General features: G+C 31.2%; 16 protein-coding genes. 15 read left to right on the plus strand and 1 reads right to left on the minus strand.

Annotated elements, in window-relative coordinates; genetic code table 11:
• The first annotated feature begins 41 nt into the window (after positions 1–41).
• Positions 42–200 carry a cysteine-rich KTR domain-containing protein gene (locus BN3657_RS04050; RefSeq protein WP_062551874.1) on the plus strand — a complete coding sequence of 53 codons (159 nt, stop codon included), beginning with the start codon at positions 42–44 and terminating at the stop codon, positions 198–200.
• 68 nt (positions 201–268) lie between these two features.
• On the opposite strand, the gene BN3657_RS04055 is transcribed toward BN3657_RS04050, so the two are convergent.
• A complete protein-coding gene (locus tag BN3657_RS04055) occupies positions 269–622 on the minus strand; it encodes a helix-turn-helix transcriptional regulator (protein WP_001227347.1) in 354 nt (117 codons plus the stop codon).
• Positions 623–1,126: 504 nt separating this feature from the next.
• Here BN3657_RS04055 and BN3657_RS04060 point away from each other — a divergent pair.
• The 14 genes from BN3657_RS04060 to BN3657_RS04130 all read left to right on the plus strand — a co-directional run bounded on the left by BN3657_RS04060 (position 1,127) and on the right by BN3657_RS04130 (position 13,355).
• Positions 1,127–1,549 carry a sigma-70 family RNA polymerase sigma factor gene (locus BN3657_RS04060; RefSeq protein ID WP_062551875.1) on the plus strand — a complete coding sequence of 141 codons (423 nt, stop codon included), beginning with the start codon at positions 1,127–1,129 and terminating at the stop codon, positions 1,547–1,549.
• On the plus strand, positions 1,546–1,776 hold the full coding sequence (locus tag BN3657_RS04065) for a helix-turn-helix domain-containing protein (RefSeq protein WP_000857133.1): 231 nt from the start codon (positions 1,546–1,548) through the stop codon (positions 1,774–1,776). Before BN3657_RS04060 ends, BN3657_RS04065 begins: the two co-directional genes overlap by 4 nt.
• A gap of 460 nt (positions 1,777–2,236) precedes the next feature.
• Complete coding sequence (locus BN3657_RS04075; RefSeq protein ID WP_000814511.1) at positions 2,237–2,440, plus strand: excisionase; 204 nt, start codon at positions 2,237–2,239, stop codon at positions 2,438–2,440.
• Between the two features lie 81 nt (positions 2,441–2,521).
• Positions 2,522–3,739, plus strand: coding sequence for a tyrosine-type recombinase/integrase (locus tag BN3657_RS04080; RefSeq protein WP_001291561.1), 1,218 nt, complete (start codon positions 2,522–2,524; stop codon positions 3,737–3,739).
• A 294-nt stretch (positions 3,740–4,033) separates the two neighbouring features.
• Complete coding sequence (locus BN3657_RS04085; protein WP_225791830.1) at positions 4,034–5,467, plus strand: ATP-binding cassette domain-containing protein; 1,434 nt, start codon at positions 4,034–4,036, stop codon at positions 5,465–5,467.
• 240 nt (positions 5,468–5,707) lie between these two features.
• Positions 5,708–5,998: a DUF3847 domain-containing protein gene (locus BN3657_RS04090; RefSeq protein ID WP_009346049.1), complete on the plus strand. Its 291-nt coding sequence runs from the start codon at positions 5,708–5,710 to the stop codon at positions 5,996–5,998.
• A 333-nt stretch (positions 5,999–6,331) separates the two neighbouring features.
• Positions 6,332–7,972, plus strand: a complete 1,641-nt coding sequence (gene mobQ / locus BN3657_RS04095) for a MobQ family relaxase (RefSeq protein ID WP_062551876.1) — start codon at positions 6,332–6,334, stop codon at positions 7,970–7,972.
• Positions 7,973–8,045: 73 nt separating this feature from the next.
• Positions 8,046–8,219, plus strand: a complete 174-nt coding sequence (locus tag BN3657_RS08550) for a hypothetical protein (protein ID WP_062551877.1) — start codon at positions 8,046–8,048, stop codon at positions 8,217–8,219.
• A 183-nt stretch (positions 8,220–8,402) separates the two neighbouring features.
• On the plus strand, positions 8,403–8,930 hold the full coding sequence (locus BN3657_RS04100) for a PcfB family protein (protein ID WP_009345651.1): 528 nt from the start codon (positions 8,403–8,405) through the stop codon (positions 8,928–8,930).
• Positions 8,931–9,373: 443 nt separating this feature from the next.
• The gene (locus BN3657_RS04110) at positions 9,374–10,444 is read left to right on the plus strand and encodes a PDDEXK nuclease domain-containing protein (RefSeq protein ID WP_062551878.1); all 1,071 of its coding nucleotides are present in this window, start codon (positions 9,374–9,376) and stop codon (positions 10,442–10,444) included.
• 81 nt (positions 10,445–10,525) lie between these two features.
• Positions 10,526–11,239, plus strand: coding sequence for a hypothetical protein (locus tag BN3657_RS04115; RefSeq protein ID WP_062551879.1), 714 nt, complete (start codon positions 10,526–10,528; stop codon positions 11,237–11,239).
• 154 nt (positions 11,240–11,393) lie between these two features.
• Positions 11,394–11,618 (plus strand): hypothetical protein, encoded by a 225-nt coding sequence (locus tag BN3657_RS04120; protein ID WP_007516568.1) that lies wholly within the window; start codon positions 11,394–11,396, stop codon positions 11,616–11,618.
• Positions 11,619–11,621: 3 nt separating this feature from the next.
• Positions 11,622–13,268, plus strand: a complete 1,647-nt coding sequence (locus BN3657_RS04125; RefSeq protein ID WP_062551880.1) for a recombinase family protein — start codon at positions 11,622–11,624, stop codon at positions 13,266–13,268.
• A gap of 6 nt (positions 13,269–13,274) precedes the next feature.
• Positions 13,275–13,355, plus strand: coding sequence for a Maff2 family mobile element protein (locus BN3657_RS04130; protein WP_425277032.1), 81 nt, complete (start codon positions 13,275–13,277; stop codon positions 13,353–13,355).
• Positions 13,356–13,404 lie beyond the last annotated feature (49 nt).

Below are 13,404 nucleotides of genomic sequence, written 5' to 3' on the forward strand. Positions count from 1 at the left end.
GTGTAAAGGAGGAGATAGTTATTATAAACTACAAGTGGATATTGTGTCCTGTATGTGGAAATAAAACACGATTAAAGATAAGGGAAGATACTGAATTAAAAAAATTCCCCCTCTATTGTCCGAAATGCAGACAAGAAAATTTAATTGAAATAAAGCAGTTCAAAGTAACTGTGATTACAGAGCCAGACGCAAAGACGTAGAGCCGATAAAATGAGATTAATACAATCTCATTTTATCGGCTCTTTCCGTTATGTATGGATTCTTTTAATTAGTCTTCGATGTTTCTTGCTTCGTTGATACCGCTGGCTAAAGATTCCATTAAGGATAGTTCTTTGTCTGTAAAGCTATCCATGTATTTCTCTATCTGTAATCGTCGGGTGCTTTTTACCAAGTTATTAGCAGGTAAGAAAAATTCATCAACGGAAACATGAAGTAACGATACAAGGTCATAAAGAACTTGTATGCTGGGGTGTTGCCCCTTATTTTCAATATTAGTTAAGTAACGTGGGTCAATCTCAATCAATGCTCCCACTTGTTCACGAGTTAAACCTCGTTTCAATCGAGCTTCTTTAATGGCTAAACCAAAGGCTCTAAAATCATATTTATCTTCTTTTTTACGCATAGTAGACCACCTCTATACATTTTACTGTTCCTATTGAATTAGAAACAGGTATAGAAAAACATGTTATATAGTTTATAGGTTCATATTTAATAAAAAGCACTACTAAACGCCAATAAAAAAAACCGTTATATGGTAGTGCTATTTATGCTGTTAAAATATTGTATCTTACTTCCAAATGGCGGTTTGTTGGAGGTCAAAGTCGCCATGAAGTATATCACATACAATCAAGTTCCCCACATTGAGTATTTATCAAAAAAAGTCGTCTATCTGCAATAGATAAGTACGTCCACCAATGTGGTTTTATAAATCATATAGATAGAATAACAGAAGCATGTAAACAGAGAAATAAATCTGTTTATATGCTTTTTTGGCTATTCAGAACTTTTTTACAAAGTTTATTTATCAGTAATGCAACAAATCCCCCTTTCACATTGGGACTAAGAGTGAAAGGAGATAAACGAGCAAGGCTCACTTCCTTTCCTAGACAGAAAGGGGGTGAGAAACATGAAACCATCTTCTTTTCAGACCACAATAGAAAATCAGTTTGACTATATCTGTAAACGTGCTATGGAAGACGAGCGAAAGAATTATATGCTTTATCTTTCAAGGATTGCAAAGCGTGAGGTGTCCTTTTCGGATGTTGGCGATTATCTTGTTAGCCAGTTTGCGACAACAGATAACTATTCAACTGACTTTCAGATTTTTACACTCAATGGGTTATCATTAGGCGTTGAAAATGATTTGTTGAGTGAAGCATTACGTGAGTTGCCAGACAAGAAACGTGAAATTCTACTGCTGTTTTACTTTATGGACATGAGCGATTCAGAAATTGCAGACCTGTTGAAATTGAACCGTTCTACTGTCTATCGGCATAGAACCAGTGGACTAGCCTTAATTAAAAAGTTTATGGAGGAATTTGAAGAATGAAAACACAATATCCTATGATTCCCTTTCCTCTCATTGTAAAGGCAACAGATGGCGATACCGAAGCGATTAACCAGATTCTACATCATTACAGAGGGTACATAACGAAGCGTTCCCTACGACTTATGAAAGATGAATATGGCAATCAAAGTATGGTCGTTGATGAAGTCTTACGTGGAAGAATGGAAACCAGACTGATTACAAAGATTTTGTCATTTGAAATTAAGTAATATCCTCTCTCCTTTCGTGGAAGCGTGCTAAACCATTCCACGCTTCCCGAACAGGGAGGTTTGTTATTCCACCAAAGCATATTGAGCTTTCAATGTGTTTTGATAGGCTAACGAGCCATTGTTCTTTGAAAACTGAATAAAAGTAATCGAATACGTTTCGATAAGAAAAGAGCCAACGGAACTAACCGCCATGACCTATCTTATAAAGATAGCGAGCGATTCATGTTAGTGATCCGAGAAGCAATCTTTAGCAGGATTGCCTGCAACGACATTCTTATCGTGATAATGATACTCCCATACAGTCAATAGTCCGAGCGTGATAAAACCGTCGCAGGCAATGAGTATGGCTACATGAGAACCATGCAGGGGTGGAACTCCCGTGAGCTTTGCTAAAGCTGTTCGATTGCTGGTAAAACAACTTTTATGAAATCCAAATAAGTGATTTGGAAAGGAGGATTTTATGAAGCAGACTGACATTCCTATTTGGGAACGTTATACCCTAACCATTGAAGAAGCGTCAAAATATTTTCGTATTGGCGAAAACAAGCTACGACGCTTGGCAGAGGAAAATAAAAATGCAAATTGGCTGATTATGAATGGCAATCGTATTCAGATTAAACGAAAACAATTTGAAAAAATTATAGATACATTGGACGCAATCTAGCGTCGCCAAAGGGTCTTGTATATGATAAAATAGTATTAAGTCGTATCAAGGCTCTTTCCATAAAGGAAAGGAGCAAATGCCATGTCAGAAAAAAGACGTGACAATAAAGGTCGAATCTTAAAGACTGGAGAGAGCCAACGAAAAGACGGAAGATACTTATACAAATATATAGATTCATTTGGAGAACCGCAATTTGTTTACTCGTGGAAACTTGTGGCTACAGACCGAGTACCAGCAGGAAAGCGTGATTGTATCTCACTTAGAGAGAAAATCGCAGAGTTACAGAAAGACATTCATGATGGTATTGATGTTGTAGGAAAGAAAATGACACTCTGCCAGCTTTACGCAAAACAGAACGCTCAAAGACCAAAGGTTAGAAAAAACACTGAAACTGGACGCAAATATCTTATGGATATTTTGAAGAAAGACAAGTTAGGTGTAAGAAGTATTGACAGTATTAAGCCATCAGACGCTAAAGAATGGGCTATTAGAATGAGTGAAAATGGTTATGCTTATCAAACCATCAATAACTACAAACGTTCTTTAAAGGCTTCATTCTATATTGCTATACAAGATGATTGTGTTCGGAAGAATCCATTTGACTTTCAACTGAAAGCAGTTCTTGATGATGATACTGTCCCTAAGACCGTACTAACAGAAGAACAGGAAGAAAAACTGTTAGCCTTTGCAAAAGCTGATAAAACCTACAGCAAAAATTATGATGAAATTCTGATACTCTTAAAAACAGGTCTTCGTATTTCAGAGTTTGGTGGTTTGACACTTCCAGATTTAGATTTTGAGAATCGTCTTGTCAATATAGACCATCAGCTATTGAGAGATACTGAAATTGGGTACTACATTGAAACACCAAAGACCAAAAGTGGCGAACGTCAAGTTCCTATGGTTGAAGAAGCCTATCAAGCATTTAAGCGAGTGTTAGCGAATCGAAAGAATGATAAGCGTGTTGAGATTGATGGATATAGTGATTTCCTCTTTCTTAATAGAAAGAACTATCCAAAAGTGGCAAGTGATTACAACGGCATGATGAAAGGTCTTGTTAAGAAATACAATAAGTATAACGAGGATAAATTGCCACACATCACTCCACATAGTTTGCGACATACATTCTGTACCAACTATGCAAATGCAGGAATGAATCCAAAGGCATTACAGTACATTATGGGACATGCTAATATAGCCATGACGCTGAACTATTACGCACATGCAACATTCGATTCTGCAATGGCAGAAATGAAACGCTTGAATAAAGAGAAGCAACAGGAGCGTCTTGTTGCTTAGTAGTACAAATGAATTTACTACTTATTTACCACTTCTGACAGCTAAGACATGAGGAAATATGCAAAGAAACGTGAAGTATCTTCCTACAGTAAAAATACTCGAAAGCACATAGAATAAGGCTTTACGAGCATTTAAGAAAATATAAAAAGATAATTAGAAATTTATACTTTGTTTATTTGAAATATATTTATAGAGCAGTTTTTTATAGCTAAAAACAAAAGAATTATAGTGGGTCATTTTCAAAAATTACTGCTTGATAAGAGTGTTAAATTTGAGCTAGAGTGTTTTGAAAAAATGGAATATTACGATGAATTTAAAAAATCTAAAGATCAGATAGAGAAAAGAATAGAAGATATTCAAGAAACACTTTCAAATTTTGTGACATCAATTTTAGGAATTGGTGCATTTATTGGTTTAATAATAACTATGGAACCAATTGTAATTATATTTTCATTTTCAAGTGTATTAATGTCCTTATTTTTAAATAAAAAAGCTATAAGTATGCAATATGATTTTTATGAAAAAATAACACCATTAGAGCGAAAAGTGGATTATTTTCTTAAAATTAGTACTGATAGAGAATATGCTAAGGATGTAAGAATGCACTCTGGATTCGTATCTTTGATTAAAATGAAATTTAACTATAATTTGTCAAATATAATTAAAATAATTAAAAGTTTTTCTAAAAAATACTCATATGTATTAGTGTTTCAGAACTTGATTGTTCAAGGCGTTAATCTGATTACAGTAATTTATATTGTACGAAAAGTTTTCTTTAAATTAATTTCTATAGGAGATTTTGTAGCACTAGCCGGCAGTAACCAGCGATTGATTGAGTATATCAGCACATTATTCAGGGTTATTCCAGAAATATATGAACATGGTTTGTATTTAGAAAATCTATTCAATTTTTTGGAATACAATGTAAAAGTATATGATGGTGAAGTAGATTATGTTGATGAGAAAAATCTTGAGATACAGTTAGAAAATGTTAGTTATATGTATCCAGAAACAAATGTATATGCCATAGAAAACCTAAATATGAAAATAAGGCAAGGAGAGAAAGTTGCTATAGTTGGTGAAAATGGAGCAGGTAAATCTACATTAATAAAATTATTGTGTAGATTATATGATCCCACATCGGGTCGTTTATATTTTAAAAATGAATTATATAAAGATTTAAAAATAAATATTATAAGGGACAATATAAGTGTTCTTTTTCAGGATTTCAAAATGTATTCGTTACCTATAATTGATAATGTTTTAATGAAAGAAGTAACAGAGAAAGATGTTGATTTTGGGAATGTAATAGAAGTGCTACGAGTACTAAGAATGTTGCAAAGGATAGAAAATTGTGATAACGGGATATTCACAGAAATATCTAGAGAATTTAGTAATAAAGGGACTTTATTTTCGGGAGGAGAGGAGCAACGTATTGCAATAGCGAGAATTTTTTCTCAAGACAAAAAAATATACATTTTTGATGAACCATTAAGTAATATAGACCCTCTTGCTGAGAGTGAAATATTTGATTTATTGATGGAGAAATGCTCTGATAAGACTCTAATATTAATATCTCATCATCTGTCTAATTTATATAAAATGGATACAATATACTTCTTAGAAAATGGTAAAATAAAAGAAAGTGGTTCACATGAACAATTGATGGCAAAAAAAGGAGAGTATTATAATATGTATATGCGACAATCGGAAAGATATTTAAGGTAGCAATTTTAATTCAATATAAGATATATTGGTAAGAAAAACTTAGCCTTTTTAAATCTTAAATTTGAGGAAATTATTATAAAATAATAAAAAAATAATGGAACAAATGGAGAAAGAATAAAAAATAGAAAATCATTATAGATACATAGATGATATTTCAAAAGACATAAAATTTTAATAGTGAAACTTTGAAAGGGATAGCAGAAATGTTATCTCTTTTTTAATACAAGAAAGGAGATCAGTATGAAAAATTTAGATCAAATAAGACAAGAGTCAAAAGAAATAAAAGATAAAATTGATGATACAGAAGAAAGATTAAGGCAACTAAAAAATCAAGAAAAGAAGATATTAAAACAAGACATAATAAAAAGAAGAAAAGAAAGAACTCATAGGCTAATAACTAGAGGAGCAATATTAGAAAGCCTTATAGAAAATGCAGAAGAACTAACAGATGAAGAAATAAAAATCCTACTAGAAGAAGCAACAAAGACAAAAGAATTCAAAGAAACACTAAAAATAATGAGAGAAAATTAAGAAAAATAAAATAATCAAATATCCCTTAGATTTTCTAAGGGCGCAATTATACACCCTAAAGGGTGCTTGCGTCCTGCGGAGCCAAACCCTTGCAGGGAGCAACAACCATTCGCTTTTTAAAAGTCAAGGGTAAATAAACTCGCTAACGCTCGCCCTTGACTTTTAAAATTTGAAATGAAAGTAACAATTAAGCCGACATACTGAAACAACAAAAATTAATTCAGTAGTCGGCTTTTTCTATTCTATCATTTCAAAACGCTCATTCACAAGGTGGCTATAAAAAATCTATTAAGCCTCCACCTAAAACAACAAAAAAGAAAGGAAGTGATAAAAATGGCAGACAGTTTTCATTTTTCAGTAAACATAATATCAAGAGGAAAAGGCAAAAGTGCAGTAGCAAGTGCAGCATATATAAGTGGAGAAAAAATAAAAAATGAATGGGACGGTGTAACCCATGACTATACAAGAAAAGAAAAAGTATTAGTAAAAAATATAATATTGCCTGATCATATACCAAAAGAATTTAATGATAGGTCGACCTTATGGAATAAAGTAGAAATGGCAGAAAAAAATTCTAACGCACAACTAGCAAGACAATTCATAATAGGACTACCAAAAGAATTAACTTTAAGTGAAAATAAAAACCTAGTCGAAAGATTTATAAAAGAAAATCTAACATCACAAGGAATGATAGTAGATTATGCAATCCATGATGAGAGTCAAGATAAAAATGGAAATATCCATTGTCATATCATGACCATAATGCGACCCATAAACGAAAAAGGAGAGTTCTTAGCAAAGTCAAAAAAAGAATATATCTTAGATGATAAAGGAGAAAAAGTATTAAACAAAAATGGAAAACCTAAAACAAGAAAAGTAGAACTAACAACCTGGAACGATAAAGGCAATGTAGAAAAATGGAGAGAAAATTTTTCAGACCTTTGCAATGAATACCTAGCAAAAAACAAGATAGAAAAAAGAGTAGACCATAGAAGTTTTAAAAGACAAAATTCAGATTATCTACCGACAATCCATTTAGGATCAGCAGCAAGTGCAATGGAAAGAAAGGGAATAGAAACTGACAAGGGAAACTATAATAGAGAAATAAGAAAATATAATAACCTTGTAAAAACAATAAAAGAAGAGATAAAAACATTAAAGGGTTGGATAGGAAATTTATTAGATAACCTAACTACTGCTTATGAAAAATTTAAGGATATAGAAAGAGATAAGGTAATAGACAACCCTAAACTTTTCAATCTAACAAATTATCTATTAACTTATTCAGAAATTCAAAAAGAAAAAAGTAAATATCTAAAAGGATATGCAAAAACTAATAAAGAAAAATATGACTTTAAAAAGCTAACGAGTGCATATAGTTATTTAAGAAAAAATAACATAGAAACCATTGGTCAGTTACAAATAAAAATAGAAAGCTTAAAGTCCAATAGTTACAAACTAAATAAAAAAGCAAAGACAATCCATAAAGAAATGGAAGATGTAGAAAAGAAAATTCTATACTATGAAATCTACAAAGCCAAAAAAGGAGTTTATGAAGAATACCAAAAGAAAAACATATTCACAAAAGACAAATTCTATAACAAACATAAGAAAGATATAGACCAATATAAGGTAGTAAGCGAGAAATTAAAAAAACTCCTATCAGATAAGGAAAAACTAAGTCCTAAAAAATGGAATGAAGAAAAAAATCTTTTAATGGCAAATCTTGAAGAAATAAATAGAGAAAAAGACAAGATAAAAGATGAATACCAGGAAATTAATCATATAAAATATTCAGTAGATTTTGTAAACAAAGAACTTGGCATAGATTTATCCATAGAAATAGATAAGCTAATAAAACAAGGTGAAAAACCAAGTGTAATAGCACAGATTAAAAAATTCCAAGACCAAGTTATTAAAGATAATGAATACAGAGAAATGATGAAAAACAAGAAAATGGATCAAGAAAGATAAGACCTGGTAAAAATATCTTATCCAAGCTATAATATGACCAAACAACTAAAGGCAGATCTAGGAGGTAATAGAGATGAATAAAAGGCAAGAGCTAATAGATGAACTCATAAAAGCAGATCAAGATGGAACATACAAAACCTATAAAAGCACAGAAGAAATAAAAGCGATGAGCAATGAAGAAATACAGATTATATATTCCAACATGAAAAACTATCTATCAGACAAAAGAACGCACATAAACTACTAAAGGTGGAAAGGCATTGTAAGCTATTTTAAAGTATAAAAGGTACAAATACCTAAGTAAGCTATAAAAACATCAAAATAAAGCATTCCACCACCAAGAACAATAAAATAAAAACAATCAAAGGGAAGTATAGAAAAATTAAAGCCTATACTTCCCTTTTTTTAATTCAAACAAAGGAGATAAAGCATGATAAACGAAGAAATAAGCAAAGAAGCAGGGCAAGCAGCACAAACCATAATATCATACACAATAAAGGCAGCAAAAGAATCAATTAAATTAGACAAAGAAATTAGAAAAAAGATGAATGATACTTTAGAAAAAGCAAATGGAAACCTAAAAAGCCTTATTGGCGATGAAATAAAAATAAAAGACCTCTACAAAAAAGGACAACTAGAAAATATAAGCATAGATCAAAGCAACCTCAAAGACTTAAGAAAAGAACTAAACAAACTTGGAGTAAGTTTCTCAGTAATGAAAAACAAAGAAAGCAAAAACTATGAAATATTCTTCCAAGCCAAAGACATAAAAGTAATGGAATATGCCTTTAAGCAAGTCATAGCCAAGGAAAATAAAAAAGAAAAAGAAAGTATCCTAAAACAAATAAAGAAATACAAAGACCTATCCAAGAACAAGGATAAGACAAAAGAAAAAGTCAAAAGAAAAGTAAAAGAAAAAGTAAAACCAAGTAAAAAAGATATGACCAGAGAAATCTAAGGGAGTAACGAAAAGTTACACCCTTAAATAACTAAAATAACAAGACTTCCGAAAATCGGAAATCAAGAATTCCGAAAATCGGAAATCAAGAATTTCGATTATCGAAAATCAAGAAAGGAGCAGATATGGCAACAAACAAAAGATATTATTGGATAAAATTAAAAAAAGAATTTTTTACAGACAAAATAAACAGAGGACATTGTCCTTAATGAGTCCAACCCATGTCCGACAAGAGATAGAGAAAGATATAGAGATAGATAAAGAGAGAGAGGGAGAGATAGAAAAGATTTAACATTTTTGGTATAATCACATTAATTAAACTAAATGTGTAATGATAAAATGAGCTTGTTTACCGTAAGCTGATTGTGATAAAAAGATTAAAACTCCCACCATTGGTGAAAGAGATAGAATAAAATAAAAAGAATCAGATTGGAGTGATTAGAATGGATAAAAAAGATTTAGATATTATAGGAGATGGTGAATATATAAAAATGCTTGAGAAAATAAAAAGATCATATACAAGCAGACAACTTAAAGCAGCAGTTTCGGTCAATTCTGAAATGCTAAAGTTTTATTATAGTTTAGGAGAAGAAATTATTAACTTAAAGGCAGAAAGCAGATGGGGAAGCGGATTCTATAAAAAATTAAGTTCGGATTTAAAAAATGAAATTCCCAATGTTAAAGGATTTTCTGTTACTAATTTAAAATATATGAAGAAATTTTATGAAATGTATTCGCCATTAAATCGTCCACAGCTTGTGGACGATTTACAAATATCTAAAGTCGGTGGAGATTTTAATATGATTTTTAGTATCCCATGGGGACATCAAAGATATATTATGGATAGATGTGAGGGAAATTTGAATAAAGCATTTTTCTTTATATCTAAAACATTAGAAAATAGCTGGAGTAGAGCTGTGCTTTTAAATTTCTTGGATACAGATCTATTTGAGAGACAAGGAAAAGCAATAACAAATTTCACAAATAATTTGCCTGCTACACAAAGTGATTTAGCCAATGAAATGACGAGAGATCCGTATAATTTTGACTTTATATCTATAAGGCAAAATTATGATGAAAAAGAATTGAAAGACGCTTTGATGGATAATATTCAAAAATTCTTATTGGAGCTAGGGACAGGTTTTTCGTTCGTGGGCAGAGAATATAGACTTGTAGTTGGAAATTCAGAAGAATTTATTGATATGTTATTCTACAACATTAAGCTACATTGCTATGTAGTTGTGGAGGTTAAAATTTCCGCATTTAAACCAGCGGATATAGGGCAACTTGGAACCTATGTAACATCTGTAAACCATATATTAAAGGGAGATGGGGATAATCAAACAATAGGTCTTTTAATCTGTAAGACAAAGGATAATGTATTGGCAAAATATGCTTCTGAAAGCTCCAGAGAGCCTATTGGAATTTCAGAATATCAACTACAAAACTTAATTCCTGAAAGGTTAAAGGGAGCATTACCAACCATAGAAGAAATTGAAAACGAACTAAAATAAATTTGAAAACGTAATAAATGTACGCAAGGCGGTAGAAATAAAACCTATCGTCTTTTTTTATTTGAAGAAAGGTAGGAAAGCATGGCAGATAAAAGAATGTTTTCACTAAAGATAGTGGATAGCGATTTATTTTTGGATATGCCACTAAGTAGTCAATGCCTGTATTTTCATCTATCAATGAGGGCAGATGATGATGGTTTTGTAAATAATCCTAAGAAAATCATCAAAATTATCGGAGCTAATGAAGATGACCTAAAAATACTTATTGCCAAAGGCTTTGTGATAGTCTTTGATCAGGGAATTATCGTCATTACTCATTGGAAGATAAATAACTATATTAGAAAAGACAGATATAAGCCAACAATGTATATAGAGCAGAAACAACAGCTTTATCAAACGGACAATGGAGCATATATTTCAGAAGAAAAAGTTGGTTGTCATCTGGTTAACCAAAGGTTGTCAAGTGGTCAACCCAGTATAGATAAGGGTAGATTAGATAAGGTTAGTATAGATAAGGGGAGAGAGGGAGAGATAGATAAAAAGTCCACCCCCATTTTTTATGGAGAATTCAAAAATGTAAGGTTAAGCAAAGAAGAATATAAGACCCTTAAAGAAAAATTAAACTCACACACAGAAATAATGATAAATAAACTATCAAGATACATGAAAAGTAGTGGCAAGACCTATCAAAACCACTATGCGACAATCTTAAAATGGTATGAAGAAGACAAAGAAAAACTAAGACATCAAGGAGGGAATAAAAAAATGAACTATGACGTAGGAGAATCTTTATAGGTAAAAAGAGGTGGAAAGGCATTATTAAAGACTTTAAGTCTAAAAAGGTATCAAAGTATGCCAGAGATAATAAAAATGTAAATATGACACTTAAAAGGCGATTAGAAAATTAAAAATCTAATCGCCTTTTTTTTATTGTATGAAAGGATAAGCTATGACAAAAAGACAAACAAAATACATTGTAAAAAGAAATTATGATGATAGAAGAACAGATACGGACGCTTTTCTAAGACTAATAAAAAAATCAAGCAAATTAAATAATACTAATGAAATTGAGTATAACAAATATAATATTGATAGTAATAAAAAAGAGTGCTATAATAAAAATAGTTTTAGAGAAAGTTGTGTTATTTCCGAAAACTCAAATAAGGAGGAATAGGAAATGATACAAACAAATTCAAATCACTTTTCATTCAAAGCTGCAATTTATTGCAGACTATCTAAAGATGATGAGCAGAAAGGAGAGAGTGCCAGCATACAAAACCAAAAGGAACTTTTAGAAAACTATGTAAAATCAAGGGGTTGGAGTATTTACGATGTATATATAGATGATGGATATACTGGATTAAATACAAATAGACCATCATTTCAAAGACTAATTAGAGATATTGAAAATAAAAAAGTGGATATAGTAATCACTAAGGACTTATCAAGACTTGGAAGAAACTATTTGCAGACTGGGTACTATACAGAAAATTTCTTCCCAAAGAACAATGTCAGATATATAGCTTTAAATGATGGAGTAGATACCTTTCAAGAAAACAACGAAATAGTTCCTTTTAAAAATGTTTTAAACGAGTTTTATTCAAGAGATGTTTCTAAAAAGATGAAATCTGCCTATATGACAAGAGCAAGGCAAGGAAAATTTATTGGTTGTCTTGCTCCAATAGGATATAGGAAAGACAATGAAGATCCACATAAATTAGTAATCGATGATGAAACTTCATGGATTGTTGAAAAAATTTTTGATCTTGCTTTTAGTGGTTATGGAGTACAAGCAATTAGAAGAAGACTATTTGAAGAAAAAATACCTACACCTACCTGGTGGAATAGAAAAAAAGGACTTAGAAATAAAAAAACTAAGTTAGAAATGACCGTAGATGGTGGAGAGTATTGGTGGGACTGCACAACCCTAAAAGAAATTATTGAAAACCCAGTTTATATTGGTCATATTGCTAGTCAAAAAGTTAATTATAAATTCAAAGTAGGTTGGTTATCCGATAAACCCAAAGAGGAATGGATAATAGTAGAAAATACACACGAACCAATTATTTCTGAAGATATTTATAATATAGCAAATGAAAAATTAAAGAGCAGGAGAAGACCATTTAAAAATGGAGAAGAAAGTATATTTGCAGGAATTGTGAAATGTCCCGATTGTGGAAAATCTTTAAATCTTGGAAGAAACAAATCGAAAAAAAGAGAAAAGTTACTCACTTGTAACACTTATAGAAGATATGGAAAATCATTATGTAGTCAACATAGAATTTATTACGATACTCTTTATGAGATAGTGCTTAAAGATATTAGAAAAAATGCAGAAATAGCATTAAAAGATGAAAAAGAAATCATAAAAGCACTTGAAAAATCACGAGAAATTGATAATGAAGAAGAACAAAAATTCATCATGGATAAGATTTACGAAGACCAGATAAGAGTAGAAGACTTAACTAAAAAGATTGAAAGACTATATGATGACTGGCTAGATAACAAGATAAGTGAAAGTAACTTCCAAAAAATTCTTGAAAAATCACAGAAAGAACAAGATTATCTAAATCAAAGAATAGAAGATAATCAAAAATTGATTGTTAAAGAAGATCTTGAAGATATTAATGTCAAAAAATGGATTGAACTCATAAAAAAACATAGGGATATAAAGAAGCTGGACAAAGAAACCTTAAACGAACTCATCTCAAAAATCTATGTTCACGAAAAAGAAGTAGTGAATGGAGAAATCACCCAAACAATTGATATTTACTACAATTTCATAGGAAATACAGACACACTACAAGTATTTTACAATCTCTAATTAGGCATAAAGCAGCTTATGGCTGGTGGAGGAATTGTACTAATCGGTATTAAATTAATTCCACTACTTGCAAATGTTTTAAATTAGGAGAAAGTCTATGTTTGGTATCTTTGACAAGCTAACTGAATTTTTTAAG

The sequence above is a fragment of the Peptoniphilus phoceensis genome, assembly GCF_001517665.2.
GTDB lineage: Bacteria > Bacillota > Clostridia > Tissierellales > Peptoniphilaceae > Peptoniphilus_A > Peptoniphilus_A timonensis.

Coding starts and splice junctions, on each gene's coding strand:
- BN3657_RS04100 (WP_009345651.1), top strand. CDS start 8,403: ATGATAAACGAAGAAATAAGCAAAGAAGCAGGGCAAGCAGCACAAACC.
- BN3657_RS04110 (WP_062551878.1), top strand. CDS start 9,374: ATGGATAAAAAAGATTTAGATATTATAGGAGATGGTGAATATATAAAA.
- BN3657_RS04055 (WP_001227347.1), bottom strand. CDS start 622: ATGCGTAAAAAAGAAGATAAATATGATTTTAGAGCCTTTGGTTTAGCC.
- BN3657_RS04085 (WP_225791830.1), top strand. CDS start 4,034: ATGGAATATTACGATGAATTTAAAAAATCTAAAGATCAGATAGAGAAA.
- BN3657_RS04065 (WP_000857133.1), top strand. CDS start 1,546: ATGAAAACACAATATCCTATGATTCCCTTTCCTCTCATTGTAAAGGCA.
- BN3657_RS04125 (WP_062551880.1), top strand. CDS start 11,622: ATGATACAAACAAATTCAAATCACTTTTCATTCAAAGCTGCAATTTAT.
- BN3657_RS04090 (WP_009346049.1), top strand. CDS start 5,708: ATGAAAAATTTAGATCAAATAAGACAAGAGTCAAAAGAAATAAAAGAT.
- BN3657_RS04060 (WP_062551875.1), top strand. CDS start 1,127: ATGAAACCATCTTCTTTTCAGACCACAATAGAAAATCAGTTTGACTAT.
- BN3657_RS04115 (WP_062551879.1), top strand. CDS start 10,526: ATGGCAGATAAAAGAATGTTTTCACTAAAGATAGTGGATAGCGATTTA.
- BN3657_RS04080 (WP_001291561.1), top strand. CDS start 2,522: ATGTCAGAAAAAAGACGTGACAATAAAGGTCGAATCTTAAAGACTGGA.
- BN3657_RS08550 (WP_062551877.1), top strand. CDS start 8,046: ATGAATAAAAGGCAAGAGCTAATAGATGAACTCATAAAAGCAGATCAA.
- BN3657_RS04075 (WP_000814511.1), top strand. CDS start 2,237: ATGAAGCAGACTGACATTCCTATTTGGGAACGTTATACCCTAACCATT.
- BN3657_RS04120 (WP_007516568.1), top strand. CDS start 11,394: ATGACAAAAAGACAAACAAAATACATTGTAAAAAGAAATTATGATGAT.
- mobQ (WP_062551876.1), top strand. CDS start 6,332: ATGGCAGACAGTTTTCATTTTTCAGTAAACATAATATCAAGAGGAAAA.